This window comes from Micromonospora sp. NBC_01699 (assembly GCF_036250065.1).
Lineage (GTDB): Bacteria > Actinomycetota > Actinomycetes > Mycobacteriales > Micromonosporaceae > Micromonospora_G.
In genome coordinates this window covers 2,281,908-2,302,475 of sequence record NZ_CP109199.1, presented here as the reverse complement: position 1 = coordinate 2,302,475, position 20,568 = coordinate 2,281,908, and the positions used below count along the sequence as shown (strand labels likewise).

Genomic DNA, 20,568 nt, shown 5'->3' with positions numbered 1-20,568 from the left:
GATTACGGCGATTCGACGCGAGAATCGACGTCCGGGATCTGCGGGGCCGCCCGCCCCGCCCACCCGGAGAACACCTCGGAATCATAGGTGCTGAATTCCCTCGGGGCTACACCCGCAATAAGTATTACGAATTTACAAATCGGTCGGGCGCACCCGACGACGTCCAGAACAACAACCGGTGCCGGTCGACGCTCACGCTCGGGCACACCGCCCGACCTGCACCTCCAGCCGGATTAGCCCCCTGAGTGAGGGAGAGTATTCAGCCAGGCTGGTCGGTGTCGTTGATTTGACACGGGACGGTATTGCGAAACAAGCGTCAACAGGGGCCAGCCGACGGGGCGCCGACGAATCCGACATGTCTTATGTGGCGCGCACAGCGTCAGCCATCAAAGCCCGATGTCGGAAATAGAGCATGTCCCGAAAGGTGTCCAATCAAACCCGGCTCCGGCAAAGCGGATGCGGCAGCAGAAACCCTCACAAAGATTTCGAACAACCGACTCATTCGATTGAACAACCCGGTGAGGACGGTGCAGGTGAAGGTAATGGTGTCGTTGGTCGGGTTGGGGTCATTGGGGGTGTTGAAGGAACCACCGCCACAGGAGACGAAGGTGGTGAACGAGGTCAGGGTGCCCGGCCCGCCGGTGGACAACAGGTCGATGCGGGCATCGTTGGAGGTGCCGGAGATCGTGATGGTGGTAGCCGCTCCGGAGACCACGGCGGTGGGGCTGGCGGTCACGGTGAGCACCGCGGCGACCTCCGGGACCCGGGTAGGCCAAGGATCATCCAGGGGCTGCGGGACGGGGGTCAGCCGACCTGTTCGTCGGCGTAGCACCAGCGCCAGGACTCACCGGGCTGGAACGACTGGATGACCGGGTGGCCGGTGGCGTGGGAGTGGGCGGTGGCGTGCCGGCGCGGTGAGGAGTCGCAGCAGCTCACTCGGCCACAGGTCAGACACAGGCGCAGGTGCACCCAGTCGGACCAGCCGTTCTCCAGGCAGTCCTGGCACCCGTCGGTGCTCTGCGGCTCCGGCTGGGCCGCCTCGGCCAGATGTGCGCAGCTCATCGCTCACCCTTCCGTCGCAGCAGCGACTCTTCCAGATCCAGATCGCGGTACGCCCGCACGAGCACCTCTTCCGTGATCCGCCCCTCGTCCCGGGCGGTCCGGAACACCTCGCGCTCCGCGTCGATCATCTCCTGCCGCAGCCGACCGTACGCCTGCGACGGGGTTTCGCGTTCGGCGCCCCCCAGCCGCTCCCAGGCACTGTTGCTGCGCTGCTCGACCAGCCCCCGGAGGCGTTCGACCACGGCGGGCGGAGCGTCCTCGGCGACCGCCTCCAGCCGTTCCCTGGCCGCCCTGCCGGCCTGCTGCTGCACGGCGGCCTCGGCGAGCGCGTCCTTGGCCGGGTCGTCGGCCGGGATCCGCAGCAGCCGGGCGACCATCGGCAGGGTGGCGCCCTGGATCCCCAGGGTCACCACGATCACCACGAAGGCGAGCCAGACGAACAGGTCCCGGGGGTAGGCCAGCTCGTCGCTGGGCAGCGGCAGGGCGAGCGCCGCGCCGAGGGTGACCACCCCGCGCATGCCGGCCCAGGACAGGACGGCCGAGACCCGGGCCGGCAGCGCGGTGCCGTTGCGGCGTACCTGCGGCACCAGCCGGACCAGCAGGCTGGCCGGGAAGATCCAGAGGAACCGGGTGATGAAGACCGTGCCGAGCACGGCGACGGTGACCAGCACCAGCGTGCCGATCTCGGTGTCGAGCCGGCTCAGCAGGTCCCGCAGTTGCAGCCCGACGAGCAGGAAGACCAGCCCTTCGAGCAGGAAGGTGGCCAGCCGCCAGAAGGCCATCGTCTGGAGCCGGGAGGCGGCCGAGAGCAACACCGGCAGCTTGTGTCCGAGGGCGAGTCCGACCACGACCACGGCGACCACCCCGGAGGCGTGGATCTCCTCGGCGGCGAAGACCACGATGAACGGGGTGAGCAGGGACAGGGTGTTGTCCAGCAGCGGATCCTTGATCCGTTTGTGCAGCCAGCCGATGACCACGACGCCGATCAGCCCGACCAGCAGCCCGCCACCGGCGGTGACCAGCACCTGGCCGGCGACTCCGAAGGTGTCGAGCCCGCTGCCGATCGCGGCCAGGGTGGCCACCCGCAGCAGCACCAGCGCGGTCGCGTCGTTGATCAGGCTCTCGCCCTCAAGGATGGTCACCACCCGTCGGGGCAGGCCGATCCGACGCGCGACCGCGGTGGCCGCGACCGCGTCCGGCGGCGCGACGACCGCGCCGAGAGCCAGGCAGATCGCCAGCGGTACGTCCGGCAGCACGGCGTGCACCACGAAGCCGACCAGGAACGCGGTGAACAGCACCAGCCCGACGGCGAGCAGCAGGATCGGCCGCAGGTTGTACCGGAACGCCGGCACCGAGGTCTGGATCGCGGCGACGTACAGCAGCGGCGGCAGGATGCCGACCAGCACCAGTTCGGGGTCCAGGCGTACCAGCGGGAAGCCGGGGACGAACGACAGCGCCACCCCGACCACGAGCAGCACGATCGGCGCGAGCAGACCGAATCGGCGGGCCAGGGCGGCGCCCAGGGTCGCGATCGCCAGGAACAGAACGACCTCGAAGAGTGCCTCCATGCGGCACAGCCTAGGGGCGTTACTCGCTGTGCGAACCGGCGCCACCGCTGGCCGCGCCGTCACCCACCCACACCGTCTTGGTGTTGCAGAACTCCCGGATTCCGTACGCGGACAGTTCCCGGCCGTACCCGGAGTTCTTCACCCCGCCGAACGGCAACTCGGGGTAGGAGGTGGTCATGCCGTTGATGAAGACGCTGCCCGCGTCGAGGTCCCGGGCGAAACGTTCCTGTTCGTCCGGGTCGGTGGTCCACGCGTTCGAGCCCAGCCCGAACTTGGTGCCGTTGGCGAGTTCGATCGCCTGCTCGTACGACTCGGCCCGGAACAGTCCGGCCACCGGGCCGAACACCTCCTCGGTCCACATCCGCATCGACGGGGTCAGGTCGGTCACCACCGTCGGCGGGTAGAACCAGCCGTCGCCGTCCGGCCGCTGCCCACCGCAGAGCACCCGCGCACCGAGCCGTACGGCGTCGTCCACCTGCTCCTCCACGTCGATTCGCCCCTGTTCGGTGGCGAGCGGGCCGACGTCGGTGCTCGGGTCCATCGGGTCGCCGACCTGCAACGCGTCCATCCGGGCGGCGAACGCGGCGGCGAAGGCGTCGAAGACGTCGGTGTGCACGATGAACCGCTTGGCGGCGATGCACGACTGGCCGTTGTTCTGGCAGCGGGCGGTGGTGGCGACCTCGGCGGCCCGCTGGATGTCGGCCGAGGGCATCACCACGAACGGGTCGCTGCCGCCCAGTTCCAGCACCGTCTTCTTGATCTCCTGGCCGGCGATCCGGGCCACCGAGCGGCCGGCCCGTTCGCTGCCGGTGAGGGTGGCGGCCCTGACCCGTGGGTCGACCAGCACCTGCTCGACCGCCTCGTAGCCGACGATCAGGGCCTGGAACGCGCCGACCGGGAAGCCCGCGCGGCGGAAGAGTTCGTCGAGGTAGAGCGCGGTCTGCGGCACGTTCGACGCGTGCTTGAGCAGGCCGACGTTGCCGGCCATCAGGGCGGGCGCGGCAAACCGCATCACCTGCCAGAGCGGGAAGTTCCACGGCATCACCGCGAGCACCGGGCCGAGCGGTTGGTAGCGGGTGAAGGCCCGGATGGCGCCGACCGCCTCGGCGTCGCCCGGCTCGTCGGCGAGGAAGCCCTCGGCGTTCGCGGCGTAGAACCGGCAGGCCGAGGCGCACTTGGCCACCTCGGCGCGGGCCGAGGCGAAGGTCTTGCCCATCTCGACCGTCATCAGCCGGGCCAGCTCGTCGCACTCCCGCAGCAGCAGGTCGGCCGCCGCGTTCATCCACCGGCCGCGTTCGGCGAAGGTGGTGGAGTGCAGCGTACGGAAGGCGTCGTCGGCCCGTCCGATCGCCGCGTCGACCTGCTCCGTCGACATCGAGTCGTACGTCTTGAGCAGCTGTCCGTTGGCCGGGTTGATGGTGGCGATCGACATGTCGTACCCCCTGCTACTCGAAGAGCGAGTGGCGCGTACCCGGTGGTTCCTCCCGGCGTCGCTGGGCCCGCCGACGCAAAATGATCACCAGGTCGACGACGGCCACGGCGGCGAGCACGAAGAGGATCACCGCCGGCACCCAGTGGCCGGTGAGCACCACCAACACGCCCAGTCCGGCGGAGACCACCAGCCCGAACAGGGCCAGCACCAGCCGCAGGTTGAGCGCACTGTACGGATGCCCGACCGTCCCCTTCGCCCCGGTGGGCTGCGATTTTCCCGCCACCTGCCTGAACTACCCGGCCGAGTCCCCGGTTAACCCGTTCGCGTGTTCCGACCATCGTCGGGATCAGCGTAGAGTTACCGCACCCGTGCTTTCGGCTGAAGAATCGGGGTAATAAAGTGCCTCGTCGCTGGACCACCACGGCCGCTGTCGCCGTGCTCGCCCTCGCCGCGCTCGCCTGCGAGAGCGGCGGCGGTGGGATCGGGCAGCCCAGTCCCGCACCGCCCGCCTCCCCCTCCGTCCGGCCCGGTCTGCCGGCCGCGATGGCCGCGATCGGCGACTCGATCAGCACCGGTTTCGGCACCTGCCTGCTGCTGAGCGACTGCCAGCGCAACTCCTGGTCGACCGGGGACGGCCTGCGGGTCGACAGCCACTACCGGCGACTGCTGGCGGCCAACCCGGCGATCCGTGGCAACGGGCACAACGAGGCGGAGGCCGGCGCCCGCGCGCGACAGCTCGCCGGTCAGGCGACCTCGGCCGTGAACGACGGGGCGGACTACGTCACCGTGCTGATCGGGGCGATGGACGCGTGTCGGAGCCGGATCGAGGACATGACCGAGGTGACCCAGTTCCGGGCGGAGGTCGACCGGGCGTTGGCCGTACTCAAGCAGGGGCGGCCGAAGGCGCGGGTGCTGGTGATCAGCCTGCCCGACCTGTACCGGCTCTGGGAGATCGGCCACTCCGATACCCAGGCGGTCCGGGCCTGGAACCGGGGCATCTGCCCGGCCCTGTTGGCGAACCCGACGTCGACCGCCGCCGCCGACGTGAGCCGCCGATCGGTGTTCCGGGCCCGGATCGACGCCTACAACAAGCAACTCGTCGCCGCCTGCCGGGCGTACGGCTCCCGCTGCCGGCACGACGGCGGTGCGGTGCACCGGGTGCGGTTCAGCCTGGACATGCTGAACCGGCTGGACTACTTCCACCCGGACGTGGACGGTCAGAACAAGCTCGCCGAGGTCACCTGGGCCGCCTCCGGCCTCACCGGTTGAGCGCCCCGCTGACCGCCCGCCGGCCGTAGAGCTCGACCGTCCGCTCGGCCAGGTCGGTGGTGGCCGACGAGTTGGCCCAGGTGCCGAGGATGATCGCCGCGCCGGGAATCACCTTCGCGAAGACCCGCTTGGCGGCCCGGATCCCGGCCATCTTGGCCAGCCGTACGCTCAGCCGCAGCACCGCCTGACGCAGCGGGGTGTTGCCGCGACCGAACAGCGCACCGGCGCGTTCCCGACCCGCCGCCACCCCCAGTGCCAGCCTGGCCGTCTCGGCCGCCTTGTGCACCTTCTGCAACACCAGCAGGTCGGTGGCCCGGTCCGGGTGCTCCGGATCGTGCCCGTACGCGGCCGCGATGTGCAGCACCATCCGGGCCTGGGTCCAGGCCAGCACCCCGATGTCGAGCACCGCGCCGGGCAGCCCGGCGGCCCCGGAGACCGCGCCGGACAGCCGGGCCCGCGCGACGAATCGCTTCTTGGCGAGTTGGGCCACCCCGTCGCGATCGAGCCCGGGATGGGCCGTCCGGGTGGCCTCGACCCAGGCCCGCGCCTCCGGGCCGAGCCGGCGGACCGCCTCCAGGGCCAGGTGCTCGGGGGCGTACTGCGGGTCCTCGCGCATCCGTTCCCAGAGTCCGACCGGTGGCGCCGCGGTGGCTTCCCCGGCGTCGGCCGGGTCGGCGTCGGGAACAGCCAGGGACGGGTCGGGGCGGGTGGCGGCGGGTTCAGCGTCGGTCACGGGGAACTCCGAGGGGGGATCGCTGTGCGGACAACGGACGGTATGGGTGGGCCCGGTAGGGGTTGGACGCGGTCAGCGACGACGACCGTTGAACCGGGCCATGAGCTGGCGCAACCGCTGCTGGTTGCTCGGCTTGGCCAGCTCGCGCCGACCCCGGTCGACCAACTGCCGACCGCGGGGTGACTGAAGGAAAGCTCGGACCCGTCGTACCAGTGATGACATCTCGTACCCCTCTCGTGGTCCCTCAGTTGTACCCACCCCGGTCGAGCGCCACACCGGTCGTGCCGGGGACCGGTCCACAGTGGCCCGGAAGATCAAGGCACGGGCATCGATCCGGCGCCGGCTCGCCGACCCGGCTGCGGTAGCGTCGTCGGGCGTTGGAAACGGGTCCGGGACGCATACGGAGGACAACTTTGGCCGGGACAGGCGACGAGGATCCGGTGCCGCTGCGGATCGGCGGGTGGCTACCGCCGACCGGGCGCCGACCGGTACGGCCCGAGGACGCGGCGGCGACCGCGCTGCTCCCGGTGGTGCCCGCGTCCGATCCCGAACCGTCGGGCTCGGCACCGGTGCGGGGGCAGGCCGCCCGACGGCGGCGCGGTCCGTCCCGTGGTGGGCGGTGGCGGGTCACTGCGCTCGTCGCGGTCGCCACCGTGGCGGCCGCAGTTGGCGTACCGGTGCTGCTCGACCGGGGTCTGGCCGGTTCCGGGCCGGACCGGCAGGTCCAGCCGGCCCCGCCGGCCGTCACCGGGCCGACGGACCCGCAGCAGCCGCAGGCCACCTCGCCGGTTCCCGGCGTCTCCGACGGTGGCAGCCGAACACCCGCGGCCAGCCGGAGCGCGACCCGGACAACGAGTGCCACCCCGAGCGGCGCCCCGGCGGTCGCGCCGGGCACCGACGGCGGTACCGGGGCACCGCTGGCGGCACCGCAACCACCGGCGCCGAACCAGCCGGCCCAACTTCCGCCGCCGGCGGCGTTCACCGTGTCGGTCGAGGCGGAGGGTCCGGCGGCGGAACGCCGGGGCCGGACCGGCGTACGGTCGCGCGGCGGCGCCTCCGGCGGCTCGGTGGTCACCGGCATCGGCGACGGATCCGGCAACACTGTCCGGTTCTCCCGGATCACCGTGCCGACCGCCGGCCGTTACACGCTCACGTTGTACTACGCCAGCGGCGAGCGACGGTCCGGCACGGTCACCGTGAACGGCCGGCAGACCGAGGTGTCGTTCGCGGACACCGGTTCCGACAGTGATCCGGTCGCGGCGGTGTCGGTCACGCTGTCGCTGCGGGCCGGCGCCAACACGGTCGAGTTCGGCAACCGGCGCAGCCGGACGGCCGACCTGGACCGGATAGTGGTCAGCGCTTCGGCGGGATGATCGCGTCGACCACCTCGGTCGCCGCGCCCTCGTGCCGGGCGTAGTAGCCGGGGAACGCCGACACCTGTACGGCCTGCGCCGCGTCGGTCAGCGGCAACTGCTGCCAGCCGGGGATCCGCCGCAGCGCGTTGAAGAACTGGGCGGTCGCGTACGCGGGGTCCATGAGTTTGTCGACCGGGCCCCAGCCGCTGCTGGTTCGCTGCTGGAACAGGCCGACCGAGTCGTGGTCCCAGCCGGTGCCCTGGTTCGAGTGGTCCAGTGACTCGGGCAGGGCGTCGTTGGCCAGGTTGAGCAGGTTGCTCTCCTGCATCGCGGTCGCCACGCCGATGATCAGAGCGCGGCGGGGCATGCCCATGTCGTGACCGGTCCGGACGATCGCCTTGGCGTTGTCCATCTGCACCCCGGTCAGGCCGGCGACCGGGCCGGGGTCGACCGGCGGCGGGGGCGGCGCGGGGGCGGCCGGGCTCGCTGCCGGTACGTCCGGATCCGGGGTTGCCGCCGGGCTGGCCTCCGTACGCTTCTCCGACCGGGAGGCGGGCTGTTCCGCCCGGGCCCGCTGGACGAGGGCGGCCCGCTCGGCGCTCGACCCGCTCTCGGCGGGTGTGTTCCCGGTCACTATCCGGCCCTGGGTGAAGGCGAGCAGGCCGAGGGCGCAGAGCAACCCGACGGCCACCGTACGCGGCACCGGGCGGGTGTGCCGCAACGAGCCCCACAGCCGGGCCCACGTACGCGTCACGCTCCGCAGTCCGGTGGCCATCCGGTCGAGCCGGCCAGGGGTGTCGTCGTGCTCGCCGTACGGATCGGGAACCGGCTCGACGGAGGCCGCCTCGGCCGAACGGTCAGTGGTGCCCACGGCGTCTTCCTCGGGAACAAGTCTGTCGTCGTCACGCATCCGACGAGGCTAGGCACGGAAAACCGCGACTACGCAGGGTGACGCCGTGGCGCTCGCCACACTTGCCGCTCGGTAACCGGGCAGCCGGCGACAGGCACGAACCCCAACGGTCACATCCGGCGAAACGGCCATACCTCCGATAGCCCGTTCGTCGGATCATCCGGGCATTTACCTTCGAATCAACGGGTACGACCGGCGGCAGCACCTCCCTTCCACCGTTAGGGTGACCGCCACACCGAACGATCAGAGTCTCCGGTATCCACCGTTCGGACAACCGCCCTGGTCGGAGACGGTGCCGCCGACGCGCGGCAGTGGGCGTACGGCCGGGTGTTCCGAACCGTTGGCAGCAAACCGACGGCGCCGACCCCTGCCCAGAGCCCGAATCGCGAGTCATGCTCAAGGGGGGTGACAGAGTCGCCGGACGGAATGGACCAAGATGGCGTAAGCGTTGCGTACACCGAGGTGCCGTCTGTCGTAGGCGCATCCCGTTGAGGAGGTCCTTACCGGTGCTCGATCCGCACGAGCTCTACCAGCTCACCGACGACCTGCCCGAGCTGGGTCAGCCGGTGTTGATCCAGGCGCTGACCGGCTTCACCGACGCCGGCAACGCGACCCGGCTCGCCCGGGAGCAGCTCCTGTCGACGCTGGAAGGTCGGCCGATCGCCACCTTCGACATCGACCAGCTGCTCGACTACCGCTCCCGCCGACCCACCATGGTCTTCGTGGAGGACCACTGGGAGTCGTACGAGGATCCCAAACTCGAACTGCACCTGCTGCACGACGACGCCGGGACGCCGCTGCTCCTGCTGACCGGCCCGGAGCCGGACATGCAGTGGGAACGGTTCACCAGCGCGGTGATCGCGCTGTCCAGCCAGCTCGGCGTACGGCTGACCGTCGGGCTGAACTCGATCCCGATGGCCGTACCGCACACCCGGCCCACCGGGGTCACGGCGCACGGCACCCGACCGGAGCTGATCGCCGGCCACGAACCGTGGTTGCAACGGGTGCAGGTGCCGGGCAGCGCCGGACACCTGCTGGAGTTCCGGCTCGGTCAGATCGGCCGCGACGCGGTCGGCTTCGCGGTGCACGTGCCGCACTACGTGGCCCAGACCGAGTACCCGGCCGCCGCCGAGTTGCTGCTCAGTTCGATCTCCCGCTCCACCGGGCTACTCCTGCCCACCGAGGGCCTGCGCACCGCCGCAGAGCAGGTCCGGACCGACATCGACCGGCAGGTCGCCCAGACAGACGAGGCCGGCGCTCTGGTGCACGCCCTGGAGGAGCAGTACGACGCGTTCACCCGTGGTCGCGGTGGCGCCAACCTGCTCTCCGCGCAGACCGGGCCGCTGCCGACCGCCGACGAACTCGGCGCGGAGCTGGAACGCTTCCTCGCCGAACAGCAGGGCCCCCGACCGGGCGACACCCCGAACACCTGACGGTCCCCGTCCGGTCGGCGGCGCTCCCCCGCCGCCGACCGGACGGCCGTCGGGCGCGCGGGACGTCCGGCGCGGCAAGGCCGGCGACCAAGCCCGGCGTACGGCAGGCTGTGCACATGCGCCTGGCTACCTGGAACGTCAACTCGGTCAAGGCCCGCCTCCCCCGGTTGCTGGCCTGGCTCGCCGACACCAAACCGGATGTCGTCTGCCTTCAGGAGACAAAGTGCCCGGACGGCGGCTTCCCGGTCACCGAGGTCGGCGAACTCGGCTACACCACCGCCAGCCACAGCGACGGCCGCTGGAACGGGGTGGCGATCCTCTCCCGGATCGGGCTCGACGACGTGGTGGTCGGCTTCCCCGGTGAGCCCGGCTTCCCCGAGCCCGAGGCGCGTGCCCTAGCGGCGACCTGCGGCGGCGTACGGGTCTGGTCGATCTACGTACCGAACGGGCGCACCCCGGACTCGCCGCACTACGCGTACAAGCTGGCCTGGCTGGCGGCGCTGCGCGGGGCACTGGCCGCCGAACTGCGACCGGACCGCCCGCTGACCGTGTGCGGGGACTACAACGTCGCCCCGACCGACGCCGACGTGTGGGACCCGGCGCTGTTCGTCGGCTCGACCCACGTCACCCCGGCCGAGCGACAGGCCCTCGCCGACCTGCGCGAACTCGGCCTGAACGACGTGGTGCCGACGCCGATGAAGGGCCCGCACCCGTACACCTACTGGGACTACCGGGCCGGGATGTTCCACCAGAACAAGGGCATGCGGATCGACCTGGTGTACGCCACCGACACGTTCGCCGACGCGGTCTCCTCGGCGTACGTCGATCGGGAGGCCCGCAAGGGCACCGGACCCTCCGACCACGCGCCGATCGTGGTCGACATTGAATCGGCGATCGGTGGCGGGCCCGTGGTCGCCGTCCTGTGACACGCCACCGTTGCAGCAGCCTGGCGGGAGACGTCGGGCGGCGCAGCCCCTAGGCTGGGTGCCATGGCAGTCGTGAAGATCAACGCGATCGAGGTCCCTCCGGGCGCGGGCGAGGAACTGGAACGGCGCTTCGCCGCCCGCAAGGGCGCGGTGGACAAGCAGCCCGGCTTCCTCGGCTTCGAGCTGCTCCGCCCGGTGGGCGGGGAGACCCGCTACTTCGTCTACACGAAGTGGGAGAGCGAGGAGGCGTACCAGGCGTGGGCCGCCGGCCCGTCCCAGGCAACGCACGGCCAGGGCGGCACCACGCCCGGCGAGCGCCCCAAGCCGGTCTCCACCGGCGCCAACCTGCTGGAGTTCGAGGTCGTACAGCTCGCCGGCCCGCCGGCCGCGTAGCCGGCCCGACCGGTCAGGGTCGCGGGCGGCGCCCAGCGCGACGGTGACGGGGCTCTCGGCGTAGGCGATGCCCAGCGTCGTCGCCCCGGCCCGGACACAGCGCCGCCCCCGCGCCGGTCCGGTCACGGGGGCGGTGCGAGGTTTGCTAGTGGTGGTGCTTGGCGAGGTTGACGAACGCCCGCCACGCGCTCGGTCCGAAGGCCAGGGTGCCGCCGTCACGGTCCTTGGTGTCCCGCACGAAGACGCGCCCGGGGAGGTTGTCGGCTACCTCCACACACGACCCGCCGTTGCCGCTGGACTTGGTCGACTTCCGCCAGTTGGCGCCGGTCACGTCCATGTCTTTGCCACTTCCTTGATCCGCTGGAGTGATTGCCGACCTGGGAGGGTGTGATTCCGGACTATCTCCCACGTCTGGGCCAGCCTAGCAACATCACTAGCATCATCAACGATCTGTGCGCGGAGCTGGTTGTCCGCATGCGCGACCCGCCGCCCATCGGGCAGCTCGGCGATGATGAACTGTCCGGACATCCCGATGTACATTCCCGCGTCGGCCGGTACTAGCCCAACCTGAACATGGTCAAGCTCCCCCAGTTCGATAATTCGCTCGCACTGAGCCAGCATCAATCCCGGCCGATCGAGCACCGGTCGATGGATGATTTGCTCATCGATGATCACGTTCAGTTGAGGTGGCGTCTCGCGCTCCAGAATCTTCTGTCGGTCCAGTCGGGACGCCACCGCCTGGCTGACTTCCTCCGGAGTGAACCGCCCGCCCGCCAACGTTGCCCGCGCGTACGCCTCGGTCTGCATAAGTCCTGGTACACAGGTTGCCTCGTACCAGCGAAGCGTGAGTGCGGCTGCCTCGTACTCAATCCACTGCCGCAGCCAGGTTGGGGAGAGTTCGAGCTTCGCCAGCCTGCGCATCATCCGCGCGTACCTACCGCCGGTCTTGAACACCTCATCGATCTTATCGACGTACGGAGGCGTCGGCGGACGCTGGCCGGTCTCGACGGAGCTGACATGTGACCCGGAGTATCCGATAGCTTTCCCGAATTCCTCCTGACTCATGTCGCGATCGGTGCGCGCCAAGCGCAGCTCCTCCAGGACATATTCGATCAATTCGCTCATCGATTCCCCATCCGTTGCTCGCGTGTTCCGTCCCGTTGCGCTCGATTGCTCGATCAGGCCCTGACCTGCACAGACCCTGCGCACCTCTATCGACGGTAGTGCAGTCCTCATCAGACTGTCACTAAGCAGTTCCGCTCGAATTCACACCCATCGGATGTCGCCCACATCCACAGGGACGGGCGGGACTGCGCGGGGCTACCCCGGACTCCCAGCCGGGCTGCTCCGCTTTCAACACTGAGGAGATGCGATGTTCGACTACCGCCGATGGCGAAGCCGCCTATGGCCCTGGGCCCTCGAAAGCACCGAAGCGCAACCGCCCGTCCCACCCGCTGCTCCGCCTCCACTGGCCCGCCCGGCGCGAGCCGACGCGCCGACGATGAACCTGGGGCCGCTGCTCATGTTCGGGCAGCGCACGGACCACCGCGTGCCCCGCAACGGGGGCCGGCATGCCCGATGAGCCGTTGGTCAAGGTCGGTGACGTGTTCACGATCGATCCGACGTCGTACCTGCTCGGTCATGGGCCGTTCGAGTGGCCCGAGGGTTGGCAGGACCTGCGTCTGCGGGTGACGCACTACCCCGTTGACGTGGACTTGGGTCGTACGGATTGGGTTGCCCTGGTGGGGGTGGAGCTGGGTCCGGACGGTGAGCGGGTGGCGGGTTGGGTTGGTGTCGTGCGGACCACTGCGCTTCCGGGTTACCACCGGCCTCCGTGTCCGTTCGGGTGTGTGCGGTGTCCGACCGCGAGCGACCCGAGTCGGTGGTCATGACGCGACGATGTGCCGGTCCCTGCGTACTGCCGCGCCTGCTGCGCGATGTTCACCCGGCTGTTCGAGATGGAGGCGCATCTGTGAGCGATGACGAGACGAACCCGACCGCCGCTCCGGAGATCTCCGGTGAGGGGCCGGGCGCGTCCGGCGGAATCCCGTCGTGTGACTGATGGGTGGGGAATTGAGTATTGAGACGTTGAAGTGGATCGCTCGGAGTGAGGTTATGCGGCACCGTAATTCGCGCCTCTGGCGGCCGGTCTGCCTCCATTGTACCCAGTACGGGTGCCCGTATATGGATCGTGCGATCGAGTTTCTTCAGGCTCTCGCGCGGGACGTGTGCACCGGTACGCAGAACGGTGCAGAGGAAGGTGAATTGTGAGTAGGCAGGATGAGCCGTTGACGAGGGCCGGTATCTGGTGGGCCGCCGGGATGACGCTTCGGGGTCATGTCAATGGTCGGCGGTGTCCGCAGTGTCGGGCGGATGGGTGCGAGCAGTTGGCCTGGGCCCAACGCGAACGCCAAACAATGGCACCGGTGCCACTGGAGGCCCGGTGACGGACGAGCCGCCTACCCCGGCGGCGGACGGGCCGCTGTGCATGAACTGCGGCAGCGACAACAGGAAGTGCGACCGGTGCGGGGGTTGGGTCAAGCCGGGGTCGAAGTCATGGCTGCCGTGGGCACCATGCTCCTGCCCATGCTGGACGCGCAAGACCCGACCACCCGCCCCGACGATACCCATGATCGAGATCGGCAAGCGTCGTCGTGGCTGACCCGGACCGGTCGACGCTCACGAAGATCACAGTCAACCTGATGCCCCGCGCGGTCGACGCACTCACCTCGGCGTGCGCCCGGTCACGGGACACGAAGACCGACACGATCAACCGGGCACTGGTCGCCTTCGACCTGGTCCTCCACCTGACGGAACAAGGCGAGGGAAGCCTCACGGTGCGGAACCCCGACGGCAGCACCGAGCGGGTCCACCTGCTCTGAACGGAGGAACCGTGGAACACGACCCCGACGACGGCGACCCGAAGGGCGCCCCGCACCGGCCGGGCGACGACTGGCGGTGCAAGGACGACAACGAGGAATGGCCCTGCCAGGTCTTCCGCCGCCGCATGTGGTCCCTCTACCAGGGAAACCGGCCCCGACTCGCCGAAGTGATGGGCGGCTTCCGCGACAAGGCAACAGCGACCCTGCCCGACCTGACCCCCGAACAGGCCGAAACCCGCTTCATCGGCTGGGTCCACGACCCACCGGTCCGCCGCCGACTACGGGCGATCTGACCGCAAATTGGCCGACGAGGCACTACCAACTGTGGCCGGGTGGGCAGCAGGGCGCCGCCAGGGAAACTCATGCTTTTAGTTCGTACACCATCTTTTGTGTGCGTACGTCAAAGATGGTGTACGAGAAGAACGCGTTATACGTCCGCCCGGGGTGTCCCGACGGCGTCGGTTGGCGGGTGTGGTGGTGCTGGTCACGGGTCACATCGGCCGGGTGTGGTCCGGGGGCGTGGGAGGCGGGCATCTTGCCGGGAGCGTGACCTGCCCCGGCAGGTGGCTGAAGGTTGTCATCGTGAACCACTCGTCCAGTTGCGGGTCGAAGAGGTTCTGGAAGCCGAACTGCAACACCTGCCACCACCGGCTCGGATCCCGCTGGTCAACGTAGACATCACCGAGCGCGATCGGGAAACGGAAGAACTCACCCGGCTCGGTGAAACCGCCGACGACACCGACCCGCCAATGATCGACGTACCGGTCCTTGCGGCCTTGCAGGACCTCCGGTCCCACGAAGCGGGCGGTCCTCAGCGTCTCGTTCAGAATCTCGCGATTGAAGACTCCTGGAATTTTGCTGCACGGGCGCGGTGGGTCCAGTGGGATGTTCGGCCACTTGTACGTGAGCGTGTAGAGCGTGTTCTGGTAGATCAGATTGGTGAACCAGATTGGATGCTCCGGTCCCCCGGCGATCATCTGACTGTCGCCGCCCCTTCCCTGCCAGGTGAAGGGAACGTCTATACCGAGGTCACGCACTATGTATCGGCCGGTTCCCCGGAAGTCCGCCGGCAGTTGAGGGGGACGCGGCTCCTTCGGGCCGATGGTCCCAGTGGTCGCGGTGGCGTCGGCCGGAGCCATCAGCGGAGCGCTCGCGCCGAGCACCAGGACGAGGAGCAGTACGGACCCTGCGGCCCCCACCACGGTGGTCAGCTTCCGCATGGCTGCCCCATTTCTAGAGGATGATCCCGCCTCGATCCTCCTCGCCGACCACGCGAATCCGTTTCTCATCACGGGTTGAATCCACCGGGTGGGTGAACGGCGGTCGGGGGTCAGGCGTCGCGGGAGTCGACCAGGGAGGCGAAGGCGACGATGTTGTCCGCGTACCCGATGCTGCCGCCGATCCATTGGCCGCCGCAGGTGATCAGGCGCAGCGCCGGGCGCTCGTACGAGCCGTAGAGTCGGTCATCCGGGAGCTTGGCCTTGTCGAAGTGCTCGACCGAGTTGACCTCGAAGATGGCTACCGAACGGTCCTCGCGGGTCACCCTGATCCGGGCGCCGGGGCGGAGCTTGGACAGGTCGTGGAAGACCGAGGGGCCGTCGCGGGTGTCCGCGTGACCGACGATGATCGCCGGGCCGAACTGCCCCGGCGTGGGGCCGCGCTCGTACCAGCCGGTCTCGTTGTGTTTGTCCAGCGCCGGTACGGCGATCGAACCGTCGTCGGCGAGCCCGACCCGGTGCACCGGCGCCCGTACGTCTATCGAGTCGATCTCCACCTTGATCGGTGGACTCGGCTCCAGCACCGGGAAGTCCAGCGGCGGCGGTCGGTCCGATCGGCTCAGCAGGGTGGCCCAGAGGCTGCCGCCGGACTGCCCGAGCCCGGCACCGGTGGCGAAGACGCCGACCAGCACGAGGACCACCGCCAGCGGCCCGATCCAGCGGCGGCGGCTGGGCTTCTCCGAGCGACCGGGCCGGGGTCGGGGCGCCGGCTGGGCGACCGTACGGGCCGGGGCCGGGGCCGGGCCGGGGCGGCGAGCGGTGGTCGGACGGGTGTGGTCCGACGTCCACCAGGACTGGTCCGCCGGGCGGGACGGTGCCCCGGTGGACCGGGGCTGACCAGCGCCCGAGCGGGACTGGTTGGTCGACCGGGACGGGTTGGCCGGGCGGCCGGCGGAGGACGGGCGGGCCATCGGCGTACCGATCAGGGGTTGTGCTGGCGACGGACCGGTGCGGACGGCACGGCCCCGGACCGGCGGCGCAGCGCGACCAGGCCGAGTACGCCGCCGATCAGGGTGACCGCGAGCCCGCCGCCGAGCAGCAGCGTGCCGGCGTCCGGGCCGGCGGAACCGCCGAAACCGGTCGCCGGGCCGCGCTTGGGCCGACCGGCCGCCACCACGTTCAGCATGGTCGAGGCGTTGCGGCCGTCCGGGCAGTTGAGTTTGACCCGGAACGTGCCGGCATCGGTGCCCTCCGGCACCAGCGCGGCCGCGGTCAACAGGCCGTCCTGCGGCTGGGCGGTGACGGTGCCGAAGCCCGCCGACTCGACCGTGGCCGGCATGGTGTTGTCACTGCAACTGGCCCGGATGCCGACCAGGTAGCCGGCCTCGACGGTGCTCGGGCTGAGCTGCACGTAGATGTCACCGGCCAGGGCCGGGGACGGCACGAGCAGGACGCCGGAGAGGGCGAGGGTGGCGGCGAGCAGCGCGCCAGCACGTCGATGTGGAGTCGCCATGACACCTCCCGGCACCCGTCGGGCAGCACCTGGCGGGCAGCACCTGGCCTGCCGTACGGAAAAGATTCTCTCATTGCGTGACGACGAGCACACGCGTTCGCTCTCGCTGATCGCGTAGGCTCACATTCCTGTGACCTCCACCGACCACCCCCCGACCGACACCACCGTGCCCGCACGGCAGGTCGTCGGGATCCGCACCTTCCATCCCCGCCGGGGTCGACTCAGCGGGCGGCATCTCGACGCGCTGGACCGGCTCTGGCCCAGTTGGGGACTGATGGTGCCGGACCCACCCGAGGTGCAGGTGGATCTGTCCACCCTGTTCGGTCGCCGGGCCCCGGTGGTGCTGGAGATCGGCTCCGGAATGGGCGACGCCACCGTGACGATGGCGGCCGCCGACTCTGGCCGAGACTATCTCGCGGTCGAGGTGCACACGCCGGGAATCGCGAACCTGCTGGCGGTCACCGAACGTCGCGCGCTGACCAACGTACGGGTGGCCCGGGGCGATGCGATCGAGCTGCTGCACTGCCTGCCCGAGGCGAGCCTGGACGCGGTGCACGTCTTCTTCCCCGACCCGTGGCCGAAGGCGCGGCACCACAAGCGCCGGCTGGTCCAGCCGGCCCACGTCGAGCTGCTCTGCTCCCGGCTCGTTGCCGGCGGAACCCTGCACTGCGCCACCGACTGGCCCGAGTACGCCCAGCAGATGCGCCAGACGCTCACCGACGAACCCGCCCTGGTCAACGCGTACGCCGGGTACGCGCCCCGGCCCGAGCACCGCCCGGTGACCAAGTTCGAACGGCGTGCGCTGGCCGCCGGCCGCCCGATCTTCGACCTGATCTTCCGCCGCCGCTGATCCCGCCGCTGATCCCGCCGCTGAGCACCCAGGGGGTGGACAGGAGGTGGATTGGCGTTGGCGGGGTGATCCAGGCACGATTGACCGGCCATGACGCTCACCGATCAGCTGCCGGGCAGCCCCGACCCAGACCTGCTCTTCGACGCCTTCGCCAACTGGGCCAAGGATCAGGGGCTCACCCTCTACCCCCATCAGGAAGAGGCGCTGATCGAGATCGTCTCGGGCGCCAACGTCATCCTGAGCACCCCGACCGGCTCCGGTAAGAGCCTGGTGGCGACCGGTGCCCACTTCGCCGCCCTCGCCGGTGACCGGGTCAGCTTCTACACCGCCCCGATCAAGGCGCTGGTGTCGGAGAAGTTCTTCGCCCTCTGCGACGTCTTCGGCGCGGAGAACGTCGGCATGCTCACCGGCGACGCCAGCGTCAACGAGGACGCGCCGATCATCTGCTGCACCGCCGAGATCCTCGCCAACATCGCGCTGCGCGACGGCGACCAGGCCGACGTCGGACTCGTGATCATGGACGAGTTCCACTTCTACGCCGAGCCGGACCGGGGCTGGGCCTGGCAGGTGCCGCTGATCGAGCTGCCCCAGGCGCAGTTTGTGCTGATGTCGGCCACGCTGGGCGATGTCAGCCGGTTCACCGATGACCTGTCTCGGCGTACCGGGCGGGACACCGCCGTGGTCAAGAACGCCGAACGGCCGGTGCCACTGCTTTTCTCGTACGTGACCACGCCGATGCACGAGACGCTCGAAGAGCTGCTCACCACCCACCAGGCGCCGGTCTACGTCGTGCACTTCACCCAGGCGGCGGCCCTGGAACGAGCCCAGGCGCTGATGAGCATCAACATCTCCACCCGGGCCGAGAAGGACGCCATCGCCGAGGCGATCGGCAACTTCCGGTTCACCGCCGGCTTCGGCCGTACGCTGTCCCGGCTGGTCCGGCACGGCATCGGCGTACACCACGCGGGCATGCTGCCGAAGTACCGCCGACTGGTGGAGACGCTGGCCCAGGCCGGACTACTCAAGGTCATCTGCGGTACGGACACCCTCGGCGTCGGCATCAACGTGCCGATCCGGACCGTGCTGTTCACCGCCCTGTCGAAATACGACGGCATACGGACCAGGCTGCTCAAGGCGCGCGAGTTCCACCAGATCGCCGGGCGGGCCGGTCGGGCCGGGTTCGACACCATGGGCCGGGTGGTGGTGCAGGCCCCCGAGCACGTGATCGAGAACGAGAAGGCCCTCGCCAAGGCGGGCGACGACCCGAAGAAGCGGCGCAAGGTGGTCCGCAAGAAGCCACCGGAGGGCTCGATCGGCTGGGGCCAGCCGACGTACGAGCGGCTGATCGAGGCCGAGCCGGAAACGCTCACCTCCAGCTTCCACGTCAGCCACTCGATGCTGCTCAACGTGATCAGCCGGCCCGGTGACGCGTTCGCCGCCATGCGGCACCTGCTCACCGACAACCACGAGGAGAAGGCCGCCCAGCGCAAGCACATCCGCCGGGCGATCGCCATCTACCGGGCGCTGCTCGCCGGTGGCGTGGTCGAACAACTCGACGAGCCGGACGCGTCCGGCCGGCGGGTCCGGCTGACCGTCGACCTCCAGTTCGACTTCGCGCTCAACCAGCCGCTGTCGCCGTTCGCGCTGGCCGCGATCGAGCTGCTGGACACGGAGTCGCCGACGTACCCGCTCGACGCCCTGTCGGTCATCGAGGCGACCCTGGACGACCCGCGCCAGATTCTCTCCGCCCAGCAGTTCAAGGCGCGCGGCGAGGCAGTCCAGCAGATGAAGGCCGACGGCATCGAGTACGAGGCCCGGATGGAGCTGCTCAACGACGTCACCCACCCCAAGCCGCTGGCCGAACTGCTCGACGCCGCGTACGAGATGTACCGGCAGGGCCATCCGTGGGTCGCCGACCACCAGCTCGCCCCGAAGGCCGTCGTCCGGGACATGTACGAGCGCGCGATGACCTTCGTCGAGTACGTCGCCTTCTACGGGCTGTCCCGCTCCGAGGGGCTGGTCCTGCGCTACCTGGCCGACGCGTACAAGGCGGTCAAACAGACCGTGCCCGAGGACGCCAAGACCGAGGAGCTGATCGACCTCATCGAGTGGCTGGGCGAGCTGGTCCGCCAGGTCGACTCCAGCCTGATCGACGAGTGGGAGCGGCTGCGCAACCCGACCGAGGAGGGCGTCGAGCAGGTGGTCGACCTGCGCCCGCCGGCCGTCACCGGCAACCTGCGCGCGTTCCGGGTGCTCGTACGCAACGCGATGTTCCGCCGGGTCGAACTGGCCGCCCTGCGCCGCTACGACGAGCTGGGCGAGTTGGACGCCGAGTTCGGCTGGACCGGTGACGACTGGGCCGACGCGCTGGAGCCCTACTTCGAGGCGTACGACGAGATCGGCACCGGTCCGGCGGCGCGCGGCCCGGCGTTGCTCCTGCTCGACCAGCAGCGGGACAAATGGACGGTCCGGCAGATCTTCGACGACCCGAACGGCGACCACGACTGGGGCATCAGCGCGGAGATCGACCTGGCCGCCTCCGACGAGGCCGGCGCGGCGGTCGTCCGGGTGACCGAGGTCGGCCAGCTCTAGCCGCCCGCGCTGGGCTGAGCCAACGAGGTCCGGGCGCCTCTGATTCGTCTGGCTTGACGTATACCGATAACGGCATATGATGGCGCTCATGGCACGAGCAGCGACGACGTCGGACGTCTTCAACGCGATCGCCGAGCCGCAGCGCCGGGAGATCCTGTCACTGCTGCGGGCGGGTGAGCGGCCGGTGACCGAACTGGCCCAGGAGCTGGGGATGACCCAGCCGGGGGCGTCCAAACACCTGCGGGTGCTCCGGGAGGTCGGGCTGGTGCGGGACCGCAGGGCGGGCAAGCAGCGCCTGTACGGCCTCGACGCCCGCGGGCTGCGACCGATCCACGAGTGGACCGGCGGGTTCGAGCGGTTCTGGAACGAGAGCTTCGACCGGCTGGACGCGTATGTGCAGGACCTCAAGCAGGCAAGGCAGGAGGAGTGACCG

General features: G+C 69.9%; 23 protein-coding genes. 10 read left to right on the top strand and 13 right to left on the bottom strand.

What is annotated here, in order from left to right; genetic code table 11:
• Positions 1 to 379: 379 nt before the first annotated feature.
• Genes OG792_RS10360 through OG792_RS10340 form a run of 5 tightly spaced genes read right to left on the bottom strand, consistent with a single transcriptional unit; the run spans position 380 to position 4,345 of the window.
• Positions 380 to 745 carry a hypothetical protein gene (locus OG792_RS10360; RefSeq protein ID WP_329109082.1) on the bottom strand — a complete coding sequence of 122 codons (366 nt, stop codon included), beginning with the start codon at positions 743 to 745 and terminating at the stop codon, positions 380 to 382.
• Positions 746 to 804: 59 nt separating this feature from the next.
• Positions 805 to 1,062, bottom strand: coding sequence for a UBP-type zinc finger domain-containing protein (locus OG792_RS10355; RefSeq protein ID WP_329109081.1), 258 nt, complete (start codon positions 1,060 to 1,062; stop codon positions 805 to 807).
• Positions 1,059 to 2,630, bottom strand: coding sequence for a Na+/H+ antiporter (locus OG792_RS10350; protein ID WP_329109080.1), 1,572 nt, complete (start codon positions 2,628 to 2,630; stop codon positions 1,059 to 1,061). Before OG792_RS10350 ends, OG792_RS10355 begins: the two co-directional genes overlap by 4 nt.
• A gap of 19 nt (positions 2,631 to 2,649) precedes the next feature.
• Positions 2,650 to 4,062, bottom strand: a complete 1,413-nt coding sequence (locus OG792_RS10345; RefSeq protein WP_329109079.1) for an NADP-dependent succinic semialdehyde dehydrogenase — start codon at positions 4,060 to 4,062, stop codon at positions 2,650 to 2,652.
• A gap of 13 nt (positions 4,063 to 4,075) precedes the next feature.
• Positions 4,076 to 4,345, bottom strand: a complete 270-nt coding sequence (locus OG792_RS10340) for a DUF6343 family protein (RefSeq protein ID WP_329109077.1) — start codon at positions 4,343 to 4,345, stop codon at positions 4,076 to 4,078.
• Between the two features lie 116 nt (positions 4,346 to 4,461).
• Between OG792_RS10340 and OG792_RS10335 the strand changes: the two genes are divergently transcribed.
• Entirely contained in the window at positions 4,462 to 5,331 is an 870-nt protein-coding gene (locus tag OG792_RS10335; RefSeq protein ID WP_329109074.1) for an SGNH/GDSL hydrolase family protein, read from the top strand.
• On the opposite strand, the gene OG792_RS10330 is transcribed toward OG792_RS10335, so the two are convergent.
• On the bottom strand, positions 5,321 to 6,064 hold the full coding sequence (locus tag OG792_RS10330; RefSeq protein ID WP_442932397.1) for an EcsC family protein: 744 nt from the start codon (positions 6,062 to 6,064) through the stop codon (positions 5,321 to 5,323). The two genes, OG792_RS10335 and OG792_RS10330, sit on opposite strands and share 11 nt — an antisense overlap.
• A gap of 72 nt (positions 6,065 to 6,136) precedes the next feature.
• Positions 6,137 to 6,286, bottom strand: coding sequence for a hypothetical protein (locus OG792_RS10325; protein ID WP_329109072.1), 150 nt, complete (start codon positions 6,284 to 6,286; stop codon positions 6,137 to 6,139).
• A 191-nt stretch (positions 6,287 to 6,477) separates the two neighbouring features.
• On the opposite strand from OG792_RS10325, the gene OG792_RS10320 reads away from it, so the two are divergent.
• Complete coding sequence (locus tag OG792_RS10320; protein WP_329109070.1) at positions 6,478 to 7,437, top strand: hypothetical protein; 960 nt, start codon at positions 6,478 to 6,480, stop codon at positions 7,435 to 7,437.
• Here the strand turns inward: OG792_RS10320 and OG792_RS10315 are convergent.
• Positions 7,418 to 8,329: a peptidase M23 gene (locus tag OG792_RS10315; protein WP_329109068.1), complete on the bottom strand. Its 912-nt coding sequence runs from the start codon at positions 8,327 to 8,329 to the stop codon at positions 7,418 to 7,420. The two genes, OG792_RS10320 and OG792_RS10315, sit on opposite strands and share 20 nt — an antisense overlap.
• Before the next feature lie 506 nt (positions 8,330 to 8,835).
• On the opposite strand from OG792_RS10315, the gene OG792_RS10310 reads away from it, so the two are divergent.
• From OG792_RS10310 to OG792_RS10300, 3 genes are all read left to right on the top strand, one after another.
• Entirely contained in the window at positions 8,836 to 9,762 is a 927-nt protein-coding gene (locus OG792_RS10310; protein WP_329109067.1) for a proteasome assembly chaperone family protein, read from the top strand.
• A 116-nt stretch (positions 9,763 to 9,878) separates the two neighbouring features.
• Positions 9,879 to 10,688 carry an exodeoxyribonuclease III gene (locus tag OG792_RS10305; protein WP_329109066.1) on the top strand — a complete coding sequence of 270 codons (810 nt, stop codon included), beginning with the start codon at positions 9,879 to 9,881 and terminating at the stop codon, positions 10,686 to 10,688.
• 63 nt (positions 10,689 to 10,751) lie between these two features.
• On the top strand, positions 10,752 to 11,081 hold the full coding sequence (locus OG792_RS10300; protein WP_329109065.1) for an antibiotic biosynthesis monooxygenase family protein: 330 nt from the start codon (positions 10,752 to 10,754) through the stop codon (positions 11,079 to 11,081).
• 145 nt (positions 11,082 to 11,226) lie between these two features.
• Here the strand turns inward: OG792_RS10300 and OG792_RS10295 are convergent, their stop codons facing one another.
• On the bottom strand, positions 11,227 to 11,418 hold the full coding sequence (locus tag OG792_RS10295) for a DUF397 domain-containing protein (protein ID WP_329109063.1): 192 nt from the start codon (positions 11,416 to 11,418) through the stop codon (positions 11,227 to 11,229).
• Positions 11,409 to 12,206, bottom strand: a complete 798-nt coding sequence (locus tag OG792_RS10290; protein ID WP_329109061.1) for a helix-turn-helix domain-containing protein — start codon at positions 12,204 to 12,206, stop codon at positions 11,409 to 11,411. The genes OG792_RS10295 and OG792_RS10290 overlap by 10 nt, the downstream gene beginning before the upstream one ends.
• 1,577 nt (positions 12,207 to 13,783) lie before the next feature.
• Here OG792_RS10290 and OG792_RS10285 point away from each other — a divergent pair.
• Both OG792_RS10285 and OG792_RS10280 read left to right on the top strand, forming a co-directional pair.
• Entirely contained in the window at positions 13,784 to 13,963 is a 180-nt protein-coding gene (locus OG792_RS10285; protein WP_329109060.1) for a hypothetical protein, read from the top strand.
• Positions 13,964 to 13,974: 11 nt separating this feature from the next.
• A complete protein-coding gene (locus OG792_RS10280; RefSeq protein WP_329109058.1) occupies positions 13,975 to 14,256 on the top strand; it encodes a hypothetical protein in 282 nt (93 codons plus the stop codon).
• 198 nt (positions 14,257 to 14,454) lie between these two features.
• On the opposite strand, the gene OG792_RS10275 is transcribed toward OG792_RS10280, so the two are convergent.
• The 3 genes from OG792_RS10275 to OG792_RS10265 all read right to left on the bottom strand — a co-directional run bounded on the left by OG792_RS10275 (position 14,455) and on the right by OG792_RS10265 (position 16,693).
• On the bottom strand, positions 14,455 to 15,183 hold the full coding sequence (locus OG792_RS10275) for a hypothetical protein (protein WP_329109056.1): 729 nt from the start codon (positions 15,181 to 15,183) through the stop codon (positions 14,455 to 14,457).
• A 110-nt stretch (positions 15,184 to 15,293) separates the two neighbouring features.
• The gene (locus OG792_RS10270) at positions 15,294 to 16,151 is read right to left on the bottom strand and encodes a class F sortase (RefSeq protein WP_329109055.1); all 858 of its coding nucleotides are present in this window, start codon (positions 16,149 to 16,151) and stop codon (positions 15,294 to 15,296) included.
• A gap of 11 nt (positions 16,152 to 16,162) precedes the next feature.
• On the bottom strand, positions 16,163 to 16,693 hold the full coding sequence (locus tag OG792_RS10265) for a hypothetical protein (protein ID WP_329109054.1): 531 nt from the start codon (positions 16,691 to 16,693) through the stop codon (positions 16,163 to 16,165).
• Positions 16,694 to 16,823: 130 nt separating this feature from the next.
• Between OG792_RS10265 and trmB the strand changes: the two genes are divergently transcribed.
• The 3 genes from trmB (at position 16,824) to OG792_RS10250 (ending at position 20,565) form a co-directional block, all read left to right on the top strand.
• Entirely contained in the window at positions 16,824 to 17,543 is a 720-nt protein-coding gene (trmB, locus tag OG792_RS10260; RefSeq protein WP_329109053.1) for a tRNA (guanosine(46)-N7)-methyltransferase TrmB, read from the top strand.
• A 90-nt stretch (positions 17,544 to 17,633) separates the two neighbouring features.
• On the top strand, positions 17,634 to 20,135 hold the full coding sequence (locus OG792_RS10255) for a DEAD/DEAH box helicase (protein ID WP_329109052.1): 2,502 nt from the start codon (positions 17,634 to 17,636) through the stop codon (positions 20,133 to 20,135).
• Between the two features lie 88 nt (positions 20,136 to 20,223).
• The gene (locus OG792_RS10250) at positions 20,224 to 20,565 is read left to right on the top strand and encodes an ArsR/SmtB family transcription factor (protein ID WP_329109050.1); all 342 of its coding nucleotides are present in this window, start codon (positions 20,224 to 20,226) and stop codon (positions 20,563 to 20,565) included.
• Positions 20,566 to 20,568: the final 3 nt, after the last annotated feature.

What these genes read in the sequence shown, in the direction of transcription:
- OG792_RS10265 (WP_329109054.1), bottom strand. Translation starts at nt 16,693, where the DNA reads ATGGCGACTCCACATCGACGTGCTGGCGCGCTGCTCGCCGCCACCCTC.
- OG792_RS10300 (WP_329109065.1), top strand. Translation starts at nt 10,752, where the DNA reads ATGGCAGTCGTGAAGATCAACGCGATCGAGGTCCCTCCGGGCGCGGGC.
- OG792_RS10325 (WP_329109072.1), bottom strand. Translation starts at nt 6,286, where the DNA reads ATGTCATCACTGGTACGACGGGTCCGAGCTTTCCTTCAGTCACCCCGC.
- OG792_RS10295 (WP_329109063.1), bottom strand. Translation starts at nt 11,418, where the DNA reads ATGGACGTGACCGGCGCCAACTGGCGGAAGTCGACCAAGTCCAGCGGC.
- OG792_RS10250 (WP_329109050.1), top strand. Translation starts at nt 20,224, where the DNA reads ATGGCACGAGCAGCGACGACGTCGGACGTCTTCAACGCGATCGCCGAG.
- OG792_RS10345 (WP_329109079.1), bottom strand. Translation starts at nt 4,062, where the DNA reads ATGTCGATCGCCACCATCAACCCGGCCAACGGACAGCTGCTCAAGACG.
- OG792_RS10255 (WP_329109052.1), top strand. Translation starts at nt 17,634, where the DNA reads ATGACGCTCACCGATCAGCTGCCGGGCAGCCCCGACCCAGACCTGCTC.
- OG792_RS10315 (WP_329109068.1), bottom strand. Translation starts at nt 8,329, where the DNA reads ATGCGTGACGACGACAGACTTGTTCCCGAGGAAGACGCCGTGGGCACC.
- OG792_RS10285 (WP_329109060.1), top strand. Translation starts at nt 13,784, where the DNA reads ATGCCCCGCGCGGTCGACGCACTCACCTCGGCGTGCGCCCGGTCACGG.
- OG792_RS10270 (WP_329109055.1), bottom strand. Translation starts at nt 16,151, where the DNA reads ATGGCCCGCCCGTCCTCCGCCGGCCGCCCGGCCAACCCGTCCCGGTCG.
- OG792_RS10275 (WP_329109056.1), bottom strand. Translation starts at nt 15,183, where the DNA reads ATGCGGAAGCTGACCACCGTGGTGGGGGCCGCAGGGTCCGTACTGCTC.
- OG792_RS10305 (WP_329109066.1), top strand. Translation starts at nt 9,879, where the DNA reads ATGCGCCTGGCTACCTGGAACGTCAACTCGGTCAAGGCCCGCCTCCCC.
- OG792_RS10355 (WP_329109081.1), bottom strand. Translation starts at nt 1,062, where the DNA reads ATGAGCTGCGCACATCTGGCCGAGGCGGCCCAGCCGGAGCCGCAGAGC.
- OG792_RS10350 (WP_329109080.1), bottom strand. Translation starts at nt 2,630, where the DNA reads ATGGAGGCACTCTTCGAGGTCGTTCTGTTCCTGGCGATCGCGACCCTG.
- OG792_RS10290 (WP_329109061.1), bottom strand. Translation starts at nt 12,206, where the DNA reads ATGAGCGAATTGATCGAATATGTCCTGGAGGAGCTGCGCTTGGCGCGC.